Source organism: Nonomuraea cypriaca (genome assembly GCF_015645445.1).
Classification (GTDB): Bacteria; Actinomycetota; Actinomycetes; order Streptosporangiales; family Streptosporangiaceae; genus Nonomuraea; species Nonomuraea cypriaca.
The window spans coordinates 1-17,075 of sequence record NZ_JADOGI010000222.1 but is presented as its reverse complement, the minus strand read 5'-3'; the positions used below and the strand labels follow the sequence as shown (position 1 = coordinate 17,075).

19 protein-coding genes are annotated in these 17,075 nt (G+C 69.7%); 10 read left to right on the top strand and 9 right to left on the bottom strand.

Translation table 11 applies throughout. From position 1 onward, the window contains the following. The 5 genes from ITP53_RS44510 to ITP53_RS44490 form a co-directional block, all read right to left on the bottom strand. Positions 1-2,296, bottom strand: a 2,296-nt coding sequence (locus ITP53_RS44510; RefSeq protein WP_236051877.1) for a BTAD domain-containing putative transcriptional regulator, incomplete at its 3' end; no start/stop codon positions are given. 70 nt (positions 2,297-2,366) lie between these two features. Then, a complete protein-coding gene (locus tag ITP53_RS44505; protein ID WP_195901515.1) occupies positions 2,367-2,729 on the bottom strand; it encodes a nucleotide pyrophosphohydrolase in 363 nt (120 codons plus the stop codon). A 183-nt stretch (positions 2,730-2,912) separates the two neighbouring features. Next, the gene (locus ITP53_RS60715; protein ID WP_328817785.1) at positions 2,913-3,197 is read right to left on the bottom strand and encodes a beta-xylosidase family glycoside hydrolase; all 285 of its coding nucleotides are present in this window, start codon (positions 3,195-3,197) and stop codon (positions 2,913-2,915) included. A gap of 189 nt (positions 3,198-3,386) precedes the next feature. Next, positions 3,387-4,133, bottom strand: a complete 747-nt coding sequence (locus tag ITP53_RS44495; RefSeq protein ID WP_195901513.1) for a maleylpyruvate isomerase family mycothiol-dependent enzyme — start codon at positions 4,131-4,133, stop codon at positions 3,387-3,389. Between the two features lie 34 nt (positions 4,134-4,167). Beyond that, positions 4,168-5,178, bottom strand: a complete 1,011-nt coding sequence (locus ITP53_RS44490) for a LacI family DNA-binding transcriptional regulator (protein ID WP_195901512.1) — start codon at positions 5,176-5,178, stop codon at positions 4,168-4,170. A gap of 144 nt (positions 5,179-5,322) precedes the next feature. On the opposite strand from ITP53_RS44490, the gene ITP53_RS44485 reads away from it, so the two are divergent. From ITP53_RS44485 to ITP53_RS44470, 4 genes are read left to right on the top strand one after another with little or no spacing between them, the layout of a single operon-like run. Continuing rightward, positions 5,323-6,606: an extracellular solute-binding protein gene (locus ITP53_RS44485; RefSeq protein WP_195901511.1), complete on the top strand. Its 1,284-nt coding sequence runs from the start codon at positions 5,323-5,325 to the stop codon at positions 6,604-6,606. After that, entirely contained in the window at positions 6,603-7,562 is a 960-nt protein-coding gene (locus ITP53_RS44480; RefSeq protein ID WP_195901510.1) for a carbohydrate ABC transporter permease, read from the top strand. Before ITP53_RS44485 ends, ITP53_RS44480 begins: the two co-directional genes overlap by 4 nt. Continuing rightward, the gene (locus tag ITP53_RS44475) at positions 7,559-8,401 is read left to right on the top strand and encodes a carbohydrate ABC transporter permease (RefSeq protein ID WP_195901509.1); all 843 of its coding nucleotides are present in this window, start codon (positions 7,559-7,561) and stop codon (positions 8,399-8,401) included. The genes ITP53_RS44480 and ITP53_RS44475 overlap by 4 nt, the downstream gene beginning before the upstream one ends. 2 nt (positions 8,402-8,403) lie before the next feature. Further along, on the top strand, positions 8,404-9,783 hold the full coding sequence (locus ITP53_RS44470) for a glycoside hydrolase family 5 protein (protein WP_195901508.1): 1,380 nt from the start codon (positions 8,404-8,406) through the stop codon (positions 9,781-9,783). Positions 9,784-9,853: 70 nt separating this feature from the next. Here ITP53_RS44470 and ITP53_RS44465 read toward each other — a convergent pair whose 3' ends face one another. After that, positions 9,854-10,612 (bottom strand): SDR family NAD(P)-dependent oxidoreductase, encoded by a 759-nt coding sequence (locus tag ITP53_RS44465; protein WP_195901507.1) that lies wholly within the window; start codon positions 10,610-10,612, stop codon positions 9,854-9,856. A 62-nt stretch (positions 10,613-10,674) separates the two neighbouring features. On the opposite strand from ITP53_RS44465, the gene ITP53_RS44460 reads away from it, so the two are divergent. From ITP53_RS44460 to ITP53_RS44440, 5 genes are all read left to right on the top strand, one after another. Next, complete coding sequence (locus tag ITP53_RS44460) at positions 10,675-11,136, top strand: MarR family winged helix-turn-helix transcriptional regulator (protein ID WP_195901506.1); 462 nt, start codon at positions 10,675-10,677, stop codon at positions 11,134-11,136. A gap of 112 nt (positions 11,137-11,248) precedes the next feature. Continuing rightward, positions 11,249-11,983, top strand: a complete 735-nt coding sequence (locus ITP53_RS44455; RefSeq protein ID WP_195901505.1) for an ABC transporter ATP-binding protein — start codon at positions 11,249-11,251, stop codon at positions 11,981-11,983. Continuing rightward, on the top strand, positions 11,980-12,783 hold the full coding sequence (locus ITP53_RS44450; RefSeq protein ID WP_195901504.1) for a hypothetical protein: 804 nt from the start codon (positions 11,980-11,982) through the stop codon (positions 12,781-12,783). Before ITP53_RS44455 ends, ITP53_RS44450 begins: the two co-directional genes overlap by 4 nt. 22 nt (positions 12,784-12,805) lie before the next feature. Continuing rightward, positions 12,806-13,147 carry a hypothetical protein gene (locus tag ITP53_RS44445; protein ID WP_195901503.1) on the top strand — a complete coding sequence of 114 codons (342 nt, stop codon included), beginning with the start codon at positions 12,806-12,808 and terminating at the stop codon, positions 13,145-13,147. Positions 13,148-13,192: 45 nt separating this feature from the next. Next, positions 13,193-14,191 carry a helix-turn-helix transcriptional regulator gene (locus ITP53_RS44440; protein WP_195901502.1) on the top strand — a complete coding sequence of 333 codons (999 nt, stop codon included), beginning with the start codon at positions 13,193-13,195 and terminating at the stop codon, positions 14,189-14,191. Positions 14,192-14,340: 149 nt separating this feature from the next. Here the strand turns inward: ITP53_RS44440 and ITP53_RS44435 are convergent, their stop codons facing one another. Further along, positions 14,341-14,775 carry a hypothetical protein gene (locus tag ITP53_RS44435; protein WP_195901501.1) on the bottom strand — a complete coding sequence of 145 codons (435 nt, stop codon included), beginning with the start codon at positions 14,773-14,775 and terminating at the stop codon, positions 14,341-14,343. Between the two features lie 129 nt (positions 14,776-14,904). Beyond that, on the bottom strand, positions 14,905-15,081 hold the full coding sequence (locus ITP53_RS56480) for a hypothetical protein (protein WP_207757304.1): 177 nt from the start codon (positions 15,079-15,081) through the stop codon (positions 14,905-14,907). 337 nt (positions 15,082-15,418) lie between these two features. Between ITP53_RS56480 and ITP53_RS44425 the strand changes: the two genes are divergently transcribed. Next, positions 15,419-15,655, top strand: a complete 237-nt coding sequence (locus ITP53_RS44425) for a hypothetical protein (RefSeq protein WP_195901500.1) — start codon at positions 15,419-15,421, stop codon at positions 15,653-15,655. 182 nt (positions 15,656-15,837) lie between these two features. Here ITP53_RS44425 and efeB read toward each other — a convergent pair. Then, the coding region (efeB, locus tag ITP53_RS44420; RefSeq protein ID WP_328817775.1) for an iron uptake transporter deferrochelatase/peroxidase subunit at positions 15,838-17,075 on the bottom strand (1,238 nt) is incomplete at its 5' end.

Here is a 17,075-nt window from a genome sequence, read left to right as displayed (position 1 = left end):
CCCCAATGCCCGCCTCGACCTCCAGCCCAAGGTCTGCCTCGGCGTCCGCCTCGATGGACAGTGCCGTCGCCAGCGAGCGCCTCGCCTCGGCCAGCCTGCCGCGCAGGAACCAGTACCAGGCCAGCGCGTTCACCAGGCGCGCCGCGCTGTCACCGTCCGCGCGCGAGACCGCCGTGTCGAGCGCCGCCCGCATGTTCGCGGCCTCCGCGTCCAGGCGCAGCAGCCATTCACGCTGCTCGGGCCCGTACAGCTCCGGCTCTGCCTGTGCGGCCAGCGCGAGGTGGTGCCGCAGGTGAGCGAGCCGCACCCGATCCAGCTCGCCGGCATCCGACAGCCTGGCGATGCAGTACGCGGACACGGACTCCAGCAACCGATACCTGACACCGGAAGGGGTGTCGACGACGACCACGAGAGAGCGGTCGACCAGCCTCGCCAGCAGATCCAGCACGTCAAGGCCGGCCCCCGGCCGGGACCCGGCGCCTCCCCCAACAGCGTCGACCCCGGCTGCCTCCATCACGTTGGCCCCAGCGGCCGTCTCCACCCCATCGGCCCCGGCAGCTGCCTTCATCGCATCGACCTCAGCGGCTGCCTTCATCACGTCGGCCCCGGCGGCGGCCTCCATCGCGTCGGCCTCGGCGGCGGCCTCCATCGCGTCGGCCTCGGCGCAGACGGACTCGGCTGACTCGAACGTGCAGCCGTCGGCGTGGACGGCCAGGCGGCGCAGGACGAGCCGCTCTTCCTCGGACAGCAGGTCCCAGCTCCAGTCGATCACCGCGGTCAGCGTCTGCTGACGGGCCGGGGCGCCACGCTGTCCTGAGGCCAGCAGCCGGAACCTGTCGTCCAGCCTGGCCACCACACCCTGCACGCCCAGCGCCCGCACCCGAGTCGCGGCCAGTTCCAGCGCCAGCGGAATCCCGTCCAGCCGCCTGCAGAGCTGCGCGACCGCCACGGCGTTGCCCGCATCGAGCGCGAAGCCCCTGGAGGAGGCGGCGGCGCGGCTCACGAACAGCCTCACGGCGTCGGAGCGCGCCATGACCGCCAGGTCGGTGCTCGTGGGCACGTCCAGCGGCGGCACGCTCCACAACACCTCGCCCGCCACGGCCAACGGCTCCCTGCTCGTGGCCAGGATCCGCAGCCCAGGACACGCTCGCAGAAGCACCTCGGCCAACTCCGCGACCTGCTCGACGACGCGCTCGCAGTTGTCCAGCACCAGCAGCATCCGCCTGGTCCTGACCACGGACGCCAGTTGCCCGGCGGGGTCGCCGGCGACGTCCTCCCGGATGTCCAGTGCCGCCATGACGGCCTCGGCCGGGGAGTGGGACGCCTGGTCGAGGGCGACCAGCCAGGCCCCGTCGGCGAACTCGTCCACCAGGCGGTTCGCGACCTCCAACGCGAGCCGGGTCTTGCCGACCCCGCCGCTGCCCGTGAGCGTCACCAGCCGCTCCTCCCCCAGCAGCGCGCACACCTCGGCCAGCGCCTCCTCCCGTCCGATGAGCTTGCTGACGGAGGCGGGCAGGTTCGTCACGGGACGTTTCGCGGGCAGGCTCAGCGCCGGGTCCTGCCCGAGTATCGCCTGATGGAGCGCGACCAGCTCAGGCCCGGGGTCCAGGCCGAGCTCGTCGGCCAGCCGCTCGCGAAACTCCCCGTACGCGGCCAGGGCCTCGCTCTGGCGCCCGGCGCGGTAGAGGGCGCGCAGATGGACGGCCCGCAGCCGTTCGCGAAGCGGGTGCCTGGCCACCAGGTCGCCAAGCTCGCCCACGAGAAGCCCGTGCTCGCCCAGCTCCAGCCGCGCCTCGGCGTGCTGCTCCAGTGCCGACAGCCGCTGCTCCTCCAGCCGGAGGATCGCCGACCGGGTGCAGTCCTCGTCAGCGAAGTCCGCGTACGCCGGGCCGCGCCACAACGCCAGCGCGTCGGCCAGCAACCCCGCCCTGGTTCGAGGGCTGTCGGCGGCCTCGGCGCGGGCCAGCAGGCCGGTGAACCCGACCGCGTCCACGGCGCCGTCGCCGTCGGTCCGCAACAGGTAGCCGGGTGCGCGGGACACGACGAGGTTCTTGGCACCCGGCTCGGCGTCCTCCAGCGCTTTGCGCAGCTGCGAGACCCGCACCTGGAGCGCCGCCGCCGGATTCCCCGGCGGCTCCGCACCCCACAGATCATCGATCAGCCGGTCCACGGACACCGGGTGACCCTCGTGGACCAGCAGGTCGACAAGAAGCGCGCGTACCTTGAGGCCGGGAATCGTGACAGCCTCACCCGCATCCGTCCACACCGCCAGCGGCCCCAGCACCCCAAATCGCATGTCCGTCACCTTATGCGGGGCTATGTGGCCGCGAGAAGAAACCTCTGACGGCCGGGCGCTCGACCGGGTGTCAGGTGGCGGGCGGCGACGGAGGCGCCTTTCTGGCCGAGCCGCGGTAGCTGTCGGCGTCGTAGCGGAGCTCGTTGTCGTCCAGCTTGGACTGGGCCGCTTCCAGCAGGTCCACGCCCAGGACGTCAGCGAGGCGCACCAGATAGAGGGTCACGTCGCCCAGCTCTGTGCGCATCCTGGCGAGCGCGTCGGGATCAGGGCTGCCGGACTCCTCCGCGGTGAGCCACTGGAACTCCGCCACCAACTCCCCCACCTCGCCCGCGAGCGCCATCGCGAGGTTCTTCGGCGTGTGGAACCGCTCCCACTCCCTGACCCGCGCGAACTCACGCAGGCGTCCGGCAAGGTCCTCCAGCTCCGTCGTCACGTGACACGACCTTACCCATCCTCCTTACCCACCTTCGCCTGCATGTTGCTGAGCCGTGAATGCGCCTCCGCGAGGTGATCGAGGCCGCTGAGGCCCGTCGCATACGTCGTGCCACGTAGCCAAGGGCGGATGCCAGTCGCCCGCCGCGCTGCCGGTGTCCCTGTTCGCCTCCGCGCAAGGTCTTCAGTGATCTTCTGGCCGGCTGCCCCGATAATCGAACCAGTCGAAGCCGGCGCTGCCCTCGGTGACGTACATGCCGATCACCCGTCCGGTGTAGCCGGTCGCCACCTCTGTGGACAGGTAGCGGCCGTCCAGCTCGGCCAGGAGCGTCCCGTCCGCGGAGAAGGCGATCGTGTCCGGCCCCGTCGCGGCGACGCCCAGGACCTCGCGGGTGGCGGCGGTCACGGACGGCGGCAGGATGCCGGTCGTGCGGACGTCGATGGTGAGGGTGACCGGGCCGCGCGGCACAGGCCGCTGCGCCGGTAGTAGTCCTCGCCCACCCGGCACACGCTCGGGTCCGGGTAGAACCCGCCGATCACCGGGTTTTCGTACGTCCGCACGTCAGCCTCCTTGTTTTGCGCGGGAACTCCCAGACCTTGTGCGGAAGCCGACGTTGCGGCGCTCGCGCCGACTCCGACGTCACAGCAGCCGACCCGGCTACTGGGTGGCCCCCTTGAGTAGGGCGCGCAGGCGTTCGAGCGGTTCGCCGGTGCCCGAGAACGTCACGGCGTCGTCGTCCGCCCGCCCCCACAGCCAGAGCAGCAGGTCCGGGGGCGTCCCGGAGATGGACGCGTCACCCGTGGACCCGTCCCTGGTGACCTCGACCTCCGACGCCGTCACGCGTACGAGCCAGTGCTCGTCCCCCGCGCCGATCGAGACCGTGCGGCCGTCGGCGCCCGCGAGGGTGTCGCCGAAGTCCTCCGGCCACTTGCCCACCCCGTAGGCCAGGCAGGTGAGCAGGACCTCGTCGATGCCGTCGACGGCCAGGTCGTCGGGGATCGGCATGATCGGCTCGCCGGCCGCCAGCTCCGCGTCCACCCGGTGCACGACCGTCTCCAGCGCCATCCTGCGGGCCCAGAAGCCGACCGTCTGGTCAGGGTCGTACCAGGTGGGGGTCTGGTCCTGGGGCTTGCGGGAAGTGAGCTCCGCGCGCAGCTCCGACATGGCCAGGTCCAGGTAGGCGGCGGGCTCGGCGGGATCCGGCTCCGGCGGCCACGGGTCGGGAAAGGCGCCGCGGCGCATCGCCTCGGTCTTGTGCTGGTAGACCTCGCCGACATGGAAGAGCAGGTCGGCGGCCGTCCAGCCGGGACAGCTCGGCACCGCCGCGGCGAGGTCGCGCGCGGCGGTCTCCCGGAGCCGCGCGTAGTCCAGCTCCAGCAACTCCAGGTACCTGTCGAAATCCATGCGCCAATCCAAACACATGATCGATGGGTCGGGCCTAGGGTTGCCTGGCGGTGCTCTCCCTGACGATGAGCTCCGTCGCCAGCTCCACCCGCTTGGTGTCGGGCACCTCACCGCGGCCCATCGCCAGCACGGTGCGCGTGGCCAGTGCCGCCATCTCCTGCAACGGCTGGCGTACGGTGGTCAGCGGCGGCCAGGCCGACTTGGCCAGGGGCAGGTCGTCGAAGCCCACCACGCTCAGATCCTCAGGCACCCGCAGCCCCCGCTGGCGGGCGGCCTCGAACACGCCGAACGCCATCAGGTCGCTGCCCGCGAAGATCGCCGTGGGCGGTTCGTCCAGGGACAGCAACGCGTGGCCGTGGTCGTGCCCCGAGTCCACCAGGAAGGTGCCCCGCCGGATCAGCTCGGGCGCGACCGGCATCCCCGCCGTCTCGAGCGCCGCGCGGTAGCCGTCGACGCGCGCCTGGCTGCACAGCATGTCGGCCGGGCCGCTGATGGTGGCGATCCGCCGGTGGCCGAGCTCCAGCAGGTGGCGGGTGGCGGCCAGGCCGCCGTTCCAGTTGGTGGCGCCGACCGAGACGACGCCCGGCGCGGGCTCGCCCTCCGGGTCCACCACGGCGAACGGCAGCGAGCGCGCGCTCAGCTGGGCCTGGATGCCGGTCGACAGGCGCGAGGCGACGATCACCACGCCGTCGGTCCGGCGCGCCGCCAGCCGTTCGAGCCAGTCGGGCCCCGGGCCCGCGTGCGTGTGCAGGACGGAGACGACCACGCTGGCCCCCGCCTCGTGGGCGGCGATCTCCGCGCCGCGCACGATCTCCATGGCCCAGGGCGACTCGATCTCGGCGAAGACGAGGTCGACCAGGCCCGCCGGGGTGTCGTCCTGGCTGACGCGCCGCTGGTAACCGTGTTCCTGCAGCAGTCGTTCGACCCGGTGGCGGGTCGCCGGCGCGACTTCAGGACGTCCGTTGATGACCTTGGACACCGTCGGGATGGAGACTCCGGCCTCCTCCGCGATCAGTGCGATCGTCACCCGCCTCTTCGCTGACACGATCGGGAGTGTATCCGAAAGTTTCGGTTTGGGATCGCTCCCAGTCGAGGTGTTGACGCTTTACATGGCGTTTACCTAAGCTCCAGTCAACGAAATTATCGGGGGGTTCACGAAACTTTCGCCCAGTCGAGAAAGGGACCCCTAATGAAACGCACATGTGTGTTCATCGCGGCCGCCGTCCTGATCGCGGGATGCGGCGGCGGTGGGGGAACCGCGGAACCCCAGGAGAACGCGGGCGGCTCCCCCGCGAAGGTCACGCTCGAATGGTGGCACCTCTCGACCGCCGAGCCGCTCAAGTCGCTCTGGGCACAGCGCGCCAAGGAGTTCGAGGCCAAGAACCCGAACGTCACCATCAAGGCCACCGTCCTCGAGAACGACGCCTACAAGGCCAAGCTCACCACGATCACGCAGTCGGGCAACGCCCCCGACCTGTTCGCGACATGGGGCGGCGGCGTGCTGCAGCAGCAGATCGAGGCCGGGCTGGTCAAGGACATCAGCTCAGACGTCGCCGACGTACTCGGGAACTTCACTCCAGCGGCGCTGTCGGCGTACCAGTTCGACGGAAAGACGTACGGGCTGCCGACGGACATCGGCATGGTGGGGTTCTGGTACAACAAGAAACATTTCGAGCAGGCGGGCATCACCGAGCCGCCGGCGACGTGGTCGGCGTTCCTCGAGGACGTCAAGAAGCTCAAGGCGGCCGGCATCACCCCGATCGCCCTGGCCGGCAAGGAGAAGTGGCCGGGGCACTACTACTGGGCCTACCTCGCGATGCGCATCGCCGGGCTGCCGGCGCTCCAGCAGGCGGGCGTGGACCACGACTTCACCAAGCCCGACTTCGTGGCGGCGGGACAGCAGGTCAAGGCGCTGGCGGACCTGCAGCCGTTCCAGAAGGGGCATCTCGGGGCGGCGTACTCGACGCCTGACGGGCAGTCGGCCACGGTGAGCAACGGCAAGGCGGCCATGGAGCTGATGGGCCAGTGGGCGCCGAGCGTGCAGACGTCGGCGGGTAAGGGGCTCGGCGACGACCTCGGCTTCTTCCCCTTCCCCGCCGTCGAGGGCGGCAAGGGCTCGGCCGGTGAGGCGTTCGGCGGCGGCGGCGGGCTGGCCGTGGGCGTGGACGCGCCGAAGGAGGCCGTCGCGTTCGTGAAGTTCATGACGGAGATGGGCAACCACAGCAAGGCCGTCGAGTCCGGCGGCGTGCTGCCGGTGCTCAAGGGCGAGGAGAGCGCGGTCAAGGACCCCAACCTCAAGCAGGTGGCGACCATGCTGGCCGACGCGAGCGGCTACCAGCTCTACCTCGACCAGGCGTACCCGCCGGCCGTCGGGGCGCAGGTCAACGACAGCGTGGCCGAGCTGATCGCGGGCACCAAGACGCCGGAGGAAGTCGGCCAGGACATCACCGAAGTAGCCAAGAGCGAAGGATGACGACGCTCACCAGAGGGCCGGAGGCGGTCAAGCTTCCGGCCACCGCCCCCGCCGCCGGGCGGCGCGGACGGTGGGTGACCATCACGCTGTTCCTGCTGCCCGCGCTGGTCCTCTTCCTGCTGCTGGTCGTGGCCCCCATGGCGGTGGCGCTCTACTCCAGCGTGTTCCGCTGGAACGGGTTCGGCGGCCTGCCGACCGACTTCATCGGGCTGGACAACTTCACCCGGCTGTTCGGCAGCGACATCTTCGCGCAGGACATGTGGCACCTGCTCGTGCTGCTCATGCTGTCGATCTTCGTGCAGCTGCCGTTCTCGCTCGCCCTCGCCATGCTGCTGAACCAGCGCATGCGCGGCCGGGCGTTGTACCGGCTGGTGTTCTTCGCGCCGTACGTGCTCTCGGAGGTCATCACCGGCGTGCTGTTCTCGCTCATCCTCGCTCCCGACGCGGGCATGGCGAACCGGTTGCTGTCGATCGTCGGCATCGAGTCGGAGTGGCTGGCCGACCCGAACACCGTGATGCCGTCGCTGTTCCTGGTCATGACCTGGAAGTATTTCGGCTTCCACATGATGATCTATCTCGCCGGACGGCAGAACATCCCCAACGAGCTCATCGAGGCCGCCCAGATCGACGGCGCCACGGCGTGGGAGACGTTCAGGCATGTGACGCTGCCGCTGCTCGGCCCGACGATCCGGATCAGCGTCTTCCTGTCCGTCATCTACACCATCCAGCTCTTCGACCTGGTCTGGATCCTCACCGGAGGCGGGCCGTCGCACGCCTCGGAGACGATGGCCGTGACCATGATGGACTGGGGCTTCAAGCGCTCCCAGGTCGGCTACGCCAGCGCCATCAGCGTCGTGATGTTCGTGCTCAGCCTCATCTTCGCCCTCGTCTACCAGCGTTTCGTGATGCGCCGCGACCTGGCGGGCGCGACCACCACCATGGGAGGGCAGCGATGAACCACGCCAAACCATCCTCCAACCGGCCCAGCACCCTTCCCCTGCACGTGATCGCGTGGATCGTGGGCGCGTTCATCCTCATCCCGGTGGTCTACGCGCTGCTCGGCGGGTTCAAGGAGAACAGCGAGCTGTCCGGCAACCCGTTCGGGCTGCCCGACACGTGGATCACGGCCAACTACACGGACGTGCTCGGCTCGGGATCGTTCTGGGGCCAGTTGTGGAACAGCACGTTCATCGCCGTCGTCACGACCGTGCTGACGGTCGCGCTGTCGGCGCTGGCGGCGTTCGTCTTCGCCAGGTTCGCCTTCCGCGGCAGGGAGCTGTTCTTCACGTTGTTCACGGCGGGTCTGATGTTCCCCTTCGCCGTCGCCATCCTGCCGATCTTCGTGCTGCTGCGGGCGCTCGGCCTGCTGGACAGCCCGCTCGGCGTCATCCTCACCCAGGCGGCGTTCGGGCTGCCGCTGACGATCATCATCCTGCGCGGCTTCTTCCGCGGCATCCCAGGCGAGATCGAGGAGGCGGCCACGATCGACGGCTGCGGCCCGTTCGGGTTCTTCTGGCGGATCCTGCTGCCGATGGCCCGCCCCGCGATCGCCACCGTCTCGGTGCTGGCCATCGTGGGGAGCTGGAACAACTTCATGCTGCCGCTCGTGGTCTTCAGCGAGGAGGCGAGCTGGACGCTCCCGCTGGGCATCCAGCAGTTCCAGGGTCAGTACGCCTCCGACACCGCCCGCATCCTCGCCTACCTCGTGCTGGCCATGGTGCCGGCACTCGGTTTCTACGCCATCGCGGAACGCCACCTGGTCGGCGGGCTCACCGCCGGTGCGACGAAAGGTTGAACATGCTGCACGTGTCCGGAAGCCGGCTCGTCACGCACGACAACACGCCGGTACGGCTCCGCGGGGTGGGTCTCGGGGGCTGGATGAACATGGAGAACTTCATCACCGGCTACCCGGCCAACGAGAGCTCCATGCGGTACGCCGTACGCGGGGTGCTCGGCGAGGAACGGGCGGAGCTGTTCTTCGACCGCCTGCTGACCTCGTTCTTCACCGAACAGGACGCGGCGCTGCTCGCCGGGCTCGGCATGAACTGCGTGCGGATCCCGGTCAACTACCACCACTGGGAGGCCGACGACCGGCCCTTCGAGATCGACCGGCGCGGCTTCCACCACCTGGACCGGGTGATCGGCCTGCTCGGCGAGCACGGGATCTACAGCGTGATCGACCTGCACGCGCTGCCCGGGTCGCAGAACCAGCACTGGCACTCCGACAACCCGACGCACGTGGCCGCGTTCTGGCAGCACCGCCACTTCCAGGACCGGGCGGTGCACCTGTGGGAGGTCATCGCGGACCACTACCGGGAGAACCCCTGGGTGGCCGGCTACAACCCGGCCAACGAGCCGGGCGACGTGACGGGCAAGGTCATCGGCCCGTTCTACGACCGGCTGGTGAAGGCCGTACGGGCGGCGGACCCGGATCACATCCTGTTCCTGGACGGCAACACGTACGCCACCGATTTCTCGATATTTCGGGAGATGTACGAGAACACGGTGTTCGTCATGCACGACTATGCCCTGGCCGGTTTCGCCCACGGCGGCCCCTACCCCGGGTACACCCGCGGCGAGTGGTGCGACAGGGGTGAGCTGGAGCGGACCTTCACCAAGCGCTCCCGCTTCCAGCGCGAGACCGGCACGCCCATGTGGGTGGGCGAGTTCGGGCCCGTCTACACCGGTGACCCGGACGTGGACGCGCAGCGCTACCAGATCCTGCGCGACCAGCTCGAGATCTACGACGGGCAGGAGGTGGGCTGGTCGCTGTGGACGTACAAGGACGTCGGGTTGCAGGGGCTGGTGCACGCTTCGGGGCCGTACCTGGAGCGGTTCGGGGACTTCATCGCCAAGAAGCGGCGGCTCGGGGCTGACCGGTGGGGCTCGACCATGGAGGAGTCCGCGGACATCCTGGCGCCGGTGCACGCGATGGTCGAGACGGAGTTCCCGTCGTGGGAGCCGTACCCGTGGGGGGCGCGATACCAGACCGACGACCTGATCAGGCACATTCTGATCGCTCAGGCGCTGCTGCCCGAGTACGCCGAGTTGTTCAGGGGCCTCGGCGACGACGAGCTGCTCGCGCTGGCCGACTCGTTCCGGCTGGAGCAGTGTGCACGCCGAGGTCCCCTGCTCGACCTGCTGGCCGGCAACCTCGGCGGGGTCGCGCCCTCCTGATCGGAAGGGGTGTCCTAAGTCGGGGGGTTCGGCGGAACCCTGTCCTACCAGATCCCCCCGGCATCCATGCTCAGTAGACGAGATCGCGTCCGCCGGAGACGGACAGGAACTCGCCGTTGGCGTGACCGTTGGCCGCCGAGCCGAGATAGGCGACCGCGGACGCGACGTCCTCGGGAGTGCAGAGGCGGCGCGTCGGTGTCCTGGCGGACTCGGCGTCGACCAGTTCCTGCCCGAACCCGGGATGGGTCAGGGCTCGTTCGGTCAGGGTGAAGCCGGGCCGGACGACGTTGGTGAGGATGCCGTACTGGGCCTCTCTGGTGGCAAGGACCCGTGCGGCGACCTCCAGCGCGCCCTTGGCGGCCGGATACGCCACGCCCACCGGCATCGGCTGGACGACCACGCCCGAGGAGAGCAGCACCACGCGGCCCCACCCCTGCTCCCGCATGCCGGGCAGAACGGCGTCGACCACCGCCATCGTCCCGACCACGTTCGCGGTGAAGCCGTCGGTCAGGATCTCCCACGTCTCGGGAGTCCTCGTCGGCCAGGACACGGCATTGGCGGCCAGCACCGCGACCGTCCCGAGCTCCCGCTCGACCAGGCGCACCGCCTCCCGGATCGACCCCTGGTCGCGCTGGTCGAGGCGGACCGCCATGGCCTTCCCGCCCAGCTGGCCGATCTCGTCGACGAGCGCGCGGGCTTCCTCTTCGCGGCTGTGCCAGGTCGCGGCGACCAGCGCGCCTTCCCGCGCCAACGCCGTCGTGATCGCCCGCCCGATGTCGCCGGACGCTCCTGTGACCAGGGCGACACGACCGTTCAATCCGAGATCCATCGCTTCCTCCCTTGGTTAGCCGACTATTAATTAGCCGACTATATATTTATAGACTACGGCTCGTGGATGCAAGCGAGGCGATGCGCGTCAATCGGGCGCTGAACAAGATGAGCAAGCTCTACCGCGCCGCCAAGGCGCGCAAGCTCGCGGCCCTCGGCCTGCATCCGGGGCAGGACGTGCTGCTATGGGTGCTCGCGCAGGAACGCGAGGGCATGACCGTCTCCCAGCTGGCCGCCCGGCTCGGCGTCGAACAACCCACCGCCACCCGCAGCCTGGCTCGCCTGGAGGCCGGCGGCTGGTTCCGCCGCCAACCGGTCGCCACCGACCGCCGCCAGGTGCGCATCGTCGTCACCGACACCGGCCACAAGCTGGTGCCGGCGATCGAGCGCGCGTGGGCTGAGCTGGCCGACGAGGTGATGGGTGAGGTGAGCGCGGAGCAGCGCGAGATCGTGCTCGGGGCACTCGAACAGGCCAACGACCGACTCCGCGCCCTGGTCGGCGAAACGGTCTTGGCCGAGGAATGACCCGCCCCGGCATGGGCGCGGCGCCCGTGGCGCGGCTGGACAGACCTTCGTGATGCCTTCGCCTGCGAAAGTTACTAGCGGGCGACCCCTGGACGTTGCTGCAGTTGTGCCCATGATTGAGGCACTTCATCTCACCAAACGACATCGAGCGGTCACCGCCGTCGATGACCTCTCGTTCACCGCCCCCGACGGGCAGGTGACGGGCTTCGCCGGACCCAATGGTTCGGGGAAGACCTCCACGATGCGGATGGTGGCGGGGCTGGACCACCCGACCTCAGGCACTGCCGTCATCGACGGGCGTCCGCTACGCGAGCATCGTGCGCCGCAACGCGTCGTAGGGGTGATGCTCGATGCCCGCAGCTCACCGGAGGCCATGACGGCCCGCGCCCATCTGCGCTGGCTGGCGGCCGCGGGGCGGATTCCCGGCCGACGCGCCGACGAACTGCTGGAGGAGGTGGGGCTGGCGGGGGCGGCGTCGCGGCGGATCGGCGCCCTGTCGCTGGGGATGCGACAGCGTCTCGGGATCGCGGCGGCTCTGCTGGGCGACCCGGGCACGCTCATCCTGGATGAGCCGGTCAACGGGCTCGACCCGGATGGGGTCCGCTGGGTGCGGCGGCTGCTGCGCCGGCTCGCCGCCGAAGGCCGGTGCGTGCTCGTGTCGAGCCATCTCATGGCGGAGATGCAGCAGACAGCGGACAGGGTGGTGATGATCGGCGCAGGGAGACTCCTGGCCGAGATCGACCTCGGCGAGCTCGCCCCCGGGACCTCGGTCGAGGACGTTTACGTGCAGGTGACTTCCCATGCGGCCCAGTACCGCGCCGGCACGATGGGAGGGAACGCGTGGTGAGTACCGCGGCACCGGCCACGAGAGCGCCGGGGATCGACTCGACGTTCGCTTCGGAGTGGCGCAAGATGCGTGCTCTGCGCTCGACCCCGATCGGGATCGTGCTGATCCTGCTGGTCAGCGTCGGCGTCGGGGGCTTCATGACGATGGTCGGCGACCGCGCCGCCATCGCCGAGGCACAGGCGCAGAGCGAGTACGCCGTCATCTTCTTCGGTTCCGGGCTGACGACCTGGGCGTTCGCGTACCTGGCGGCGAGCTTCGTCGCGGCGGAGTTTCACGGGATGGGCGAGTCGACGTTCGTCGCGACCGCTCGTCGCGTCCGTGTCCTCGCCGTCAAGCTCGTCCTGGTCATCGCCTGTGGTCTGATCGTCGGTTTGCTGGCCTCGGTCATGACCGTGGCCGCGACCCAGGGCGTGCTGACCGTCCACGATCTCAGGCCACTCGACCTCACGGACCCGGGACTGGTGCGAGCGGTCGTGCTGTTCGTGGGGGCCTCGATGGCGGTACAGGGTGTCCTGGCGGCGTGCTTCGCCGTACTGGTCCGCTCGGCCGCCGGAGCGGTGATCATCACCGGAATGATCACGTTGCTGCCGGTCAGTCTCGCGCGGTTCCTGGGCGAGTGGTACTCGGCCCATGTGCCACGCTGGCTACCCGGAGCGGCGGTGGAGAGTCTGGCGGGGGTTTCCACTCCCGGCTCCTACGGCTATCTGACCGCGCCGCTCGCGGCGGGATGCCTCGCGGCCTGGATCGCCGCACTCTGCACGCTGGCCGCGCTGCGGCTGCGACGCATGGATATCCGCTGATGCCCCGGGAAAGGACCCAGCGGTGACACGTATCCCGTTCAGCGCCGATGCCCGGACGGAGCAGGTGATGGCCACGGTCCGCGAAACCTTCGAAAGCCGTGACTATCTCTGGGAAGAGACCGGTCCGCTGACGGCGGTGGCGAGCGAGGGTGGAAAACCGGTGCGGAATCTCGCTGTTTCACAGCGTTTGCGGGTGGCCGTCCGCGTCGATGCAGAAGCGCACCGTCTCGTACTGCGACAGGAGACCCTCGGTGCCGCTTACACCGCCAACGGCGGCCCAGTGATCTTCGTCTGGCTCACCATGCGCTTCAGGAGGATCGCGAAAGCGGTCCGGGACGACCTGGCGGCCGCGGCGCTGCGCTGAACGCCGCGTGGCGGCGACAAGACCACGATGGAGGAGACGGGTGCTTTGAGAACGAAGGTCGACAGGGAGCTCGCGTGGCCGGTTGTCGGACTCGCGACGGCCGCGCTGCTGGGCGCGGTCATCGGTGTCACCGCGATCCCCTCGGCGACGCCGGCCATTGTGGTTATGACCCTGGCGCAGCTCGGAGTCAGCGCGCTCGGCCTGCTGACGCCTCGCAGATCTGTCCTGTGGACGACCGCCATCGCCGTCGTGTCCCTGGGCTCCACGCTCGTGGATCCCCAGCTCGCCGTACTCGCCTACAGCGGCGCGATTCCGTGGATTCCGTTCGCGATCGCCATGGGCGCGCAGAACCTGTTCCGCCACGCCGGAGACTGGCTCGCCACCACGTCGGGAACCGCGGCACTGGCGCTCGGCTCGGTGGGCGTCGTGGCGGTGAGCATCCGAGCCGGGGTGCCGCCCGCCCCTGCGGTGCTCTCCGCCAGCGTGCCGTTCCTGATCGGCGTGCTCATCGCCTCGGTCTTCCACCTGCGGGACGCACGAGATGATCGCGTACGCCGTCCAGAGCTCTCCGTGGAAGTCACCGAGACGGACGACGCGTCCCTCGCCACACCTGGGACGCTCGACGCGGCCAGACGGGCGTTGGCCATAGTCGCCCTGCGCAGCGACGAGTTGGTGGCGTCCACCGGCGACGCGTCCGCGCGTCGCGCCGCCGCCGATCTGCGAGATGTGGCCCGCCGGGCGCTCACCGGCGCGAGCGCGAACGGGCACTCCGTGGCCCGAATCGAACTGCACGCTTCCGAGCCGCCCCGCGACACCCACGACCGCGCACCCGCCGTACCACCCATGCCGGAGCTGCCGGACCGTGAACGCGAGATCCTCCGCCTCGTCGCCACCGGCGCGTCGAACGCGGTCATCGGCCGCAGCCTCTATCTCAGCGAAGCAACCGTGAAGCAGTACGTGTCCAGGCTCATGCGGCGGTTCGAACGCGACAACCGGACCCAGCTGGCATTGATGGCAGCACACTGGTTCGACGGTCCGCGGTAACTGGTTTGTCAGCCACTATGGCGGGCGCACACCTACCCGGTCGTCTGCCAGAAATTCAAACTTCGATCCGGTCCGAGTTCGCTGACCGCGGGGCATCGGGACGCCGTCCGCACCGGCGTCCCGGGGCCCCTGAACCTGACCGGTACGGGTCAGGCGTCGTCGTCGGAGACGGAGGCCGATCGGTTGCACGACCCGGACGCCTTGCCGGAATTGAACAGCACGTTGCCGCAAAAGCTCACCGGCAGCGAGACCGGCTCGACGATCTCGTCATTGAAGACCGTGACCAGGCTCGGGGCGGGGGCGGGCTCAACCGGCTCGGCCGGTTCGACAGGCTCGGGCGGCTCCACCGGCTCGGGGGGCTCCACCGGTTCGGCGGCGGCTGGAGGCGGCGCGGGTGCGGCAGGCGGCGCAGCGGCGGCGGCGGCGGCGGGCGGCGCGACGGCGGTTGCGGGCGGCGCAGCGGCGGCGGCGGGCGGCGCCACCGCGGCAGCGGCGGGAGGCGGCGCGGGTGCGGCCACCGCCGCGGGGGCGGTGGTTCCGAGGAAGGCTGCGATCCCGATGACGAGGACGGCTTTCCTGAGCATGGCGGCTCCTTGCACTCTCGCGCCCGGCATCCGAAGCAGGGCGCTGCTGTATGCGTTCGGGTAATGACGAGACCAGCCCGCAGAAGGGAACGGGCCGGGACGGGAAGCGACTTCCTGCGTTCAGTGAGGTTAGCGCAAAGCGGCAACAGAGAGTAACAAAAAGTCACTCAGGGTGCGTTGCTCGTCATCGATCGCATACCACAGCCGGCCACCGGAGGTCGCTTCGTACTGCCACTGTTCCAGGGCCGTACCACCCACTTTGACGAGGCCGAGCACGCCCTTCAGCCGGTGCTGGCGGCAGTCCACATGCCGTGGGTTCCCGTGATCGCCACCCATGCCCGATCGAGGTTCTCAGGGGCGTGGGCGAGCAGGTGTTTCCAGCCTTCGGCGGCACGTCGGTCCGCGAATCTGACACGCCACGGATGAGGCCGGGGAACATCGTCGCCTCGGATAATCACCGGCAAGTCAGAGCGACCCGACCGATCAGGGGCCGGCGATCGTCAGGTTGAGGGGGATGGTGGGTGGAGTCACATGAGCCTCCCGTGGCGCGGTTCTCTAATGACTCAACTGTTTACAAGGAGTTACAATATAACTACGCTGAGCGATGAACGATGGTCGTTCGCATACCCACCAAGGAGGTTCCATGCGTACATCCCTCCGTAGGACCGCCGCCGCCGCGGTGACCGCCGCCATCGGCCTGGCCCTGACGGCCCCAGCCGCCCACGCCGTCGTCGATCCGTCGAAGATCGCCGTCCTGGAGTCGGCCCAGAAGATCGATCCCGTAGTGATGACCAACTGCACGACCGGCGGCGCCGCCGATCCAGCCGGCGCCGCCGTCGTCCCGCCCGAAGTCCCGCTCGTGGGCTGCCTCACGCTCTGACCGACTCATCTCCCGGAGCACTGGGCGGCACGGCGATCCCTGAGGCGTGACCGGCCTGCCCGCGTTGGTGGCGGGCGAGCCCTCGTTCGCGGGTGAGCCCCGCTCGTGGGCGCGTACGCGCCGCCCAGGCCGGCAGCGCAGAGCTGGAGCCCTGACGTCGCCTTCCGCCATGTGTCCCAGGGTCAGGTCTCGAAAAGGGTTCGTCCCCAGTAGTCGGCCGCGTCGCGGACGCCGGGTGGGCAGGCGAACAGGCCGGTGGAGACGTGTTTGATGTACTCGTTGAGCGAGTCGTTCCTGGCCAGGCTCATCTGTACGGGCACGAACTGCCTGCGCGGGTCGCGCTGGTAGGCGATGAAGAACAGCCCGGCGTCCAGGCGGCCGAGCCCGTCGGAGCCGTCGACGAAGTTGTAGCCACGGCGCAGCAGGTGCGCGTTGCCGTGGAAGCTCGGGTGGGCCAGTCGCACATGGGCGTCGGCCGCGATCATCGGCTTTCCGTCGGGCCCCTTGGCCCCGAAGTCCAGCGGGTCGAACTCCGCCTTCTTGCCCAGCGGCGCGCCCGCGCCCTTGTCGCGGCCGAAGATCTGCTCCTGCTCGGCGAGTGACGTGCGGTCCCAGGTCTCGATCGTCATGCGGATCTTCCTGGTGACGAGGTAGCTGCCGCCCGCCATCCACGCGCTGCCGTCGCCAGCCGTCGCCCACAGTTGCTCGCGGAGCAGGTCGGCGTCCTCCAGCTTCATGTTGTTCGTGCCGTCCTTGAAGCCCATGAGGTTGCGCGGGGTAGCCTGGGTGCGCGACGTCGAGGACGTACGGCCGAAGCCGAGTTGCGACCAGCGTACGGAGACCTTGCCGAAGCCGATCCTGGCGAGGTTGCGGATGGCGTGTACGGCGACCTGCGGGTCGTGGGCGCACGCCTGGACACAGAGGTCGCCACCGGAAATTTCCGGAATGAGCTGCTCTCCCGGAAATTTCGGTAAATCGGCGAGTGCGGCAGGCCGCCGCCCCGCCAGCCCGAACCGATCGTCGAACAGCGACGCCCCGAACCCGATCGTCAGCGTCAGCCCGGAGGCGGGCAGCCCCAGCGCCTCACCGGTGTCGTCGGGCGCCGCCTCCGGTGCGCCGCCCACCGCGCCGAACGCCCCCGACTCCTTGCCCTGCGTCAGCCGCGCCGCCGCGGCCGTCCACTCCTGCAGCAGATCGACCAGTTCGGCGCGGTCGTCCGTGGTGACGTCGAACGCCACGAAGTGCAGCCGGTCCTGAGCCGGCGTGACGATGCCCGCCTGGTGCTCGCCGTAGAAGGGGTAAGGGCCGGAGGTCGAGGACGCGTGCGCGACCGGCGGATCGTCGAGCAGCGAGTTCGCCGCCAGCGCACCTGCGCCGACCGCCGCCGCACCCGCCGCCCCCAGCCCGAACAACCCCCTAC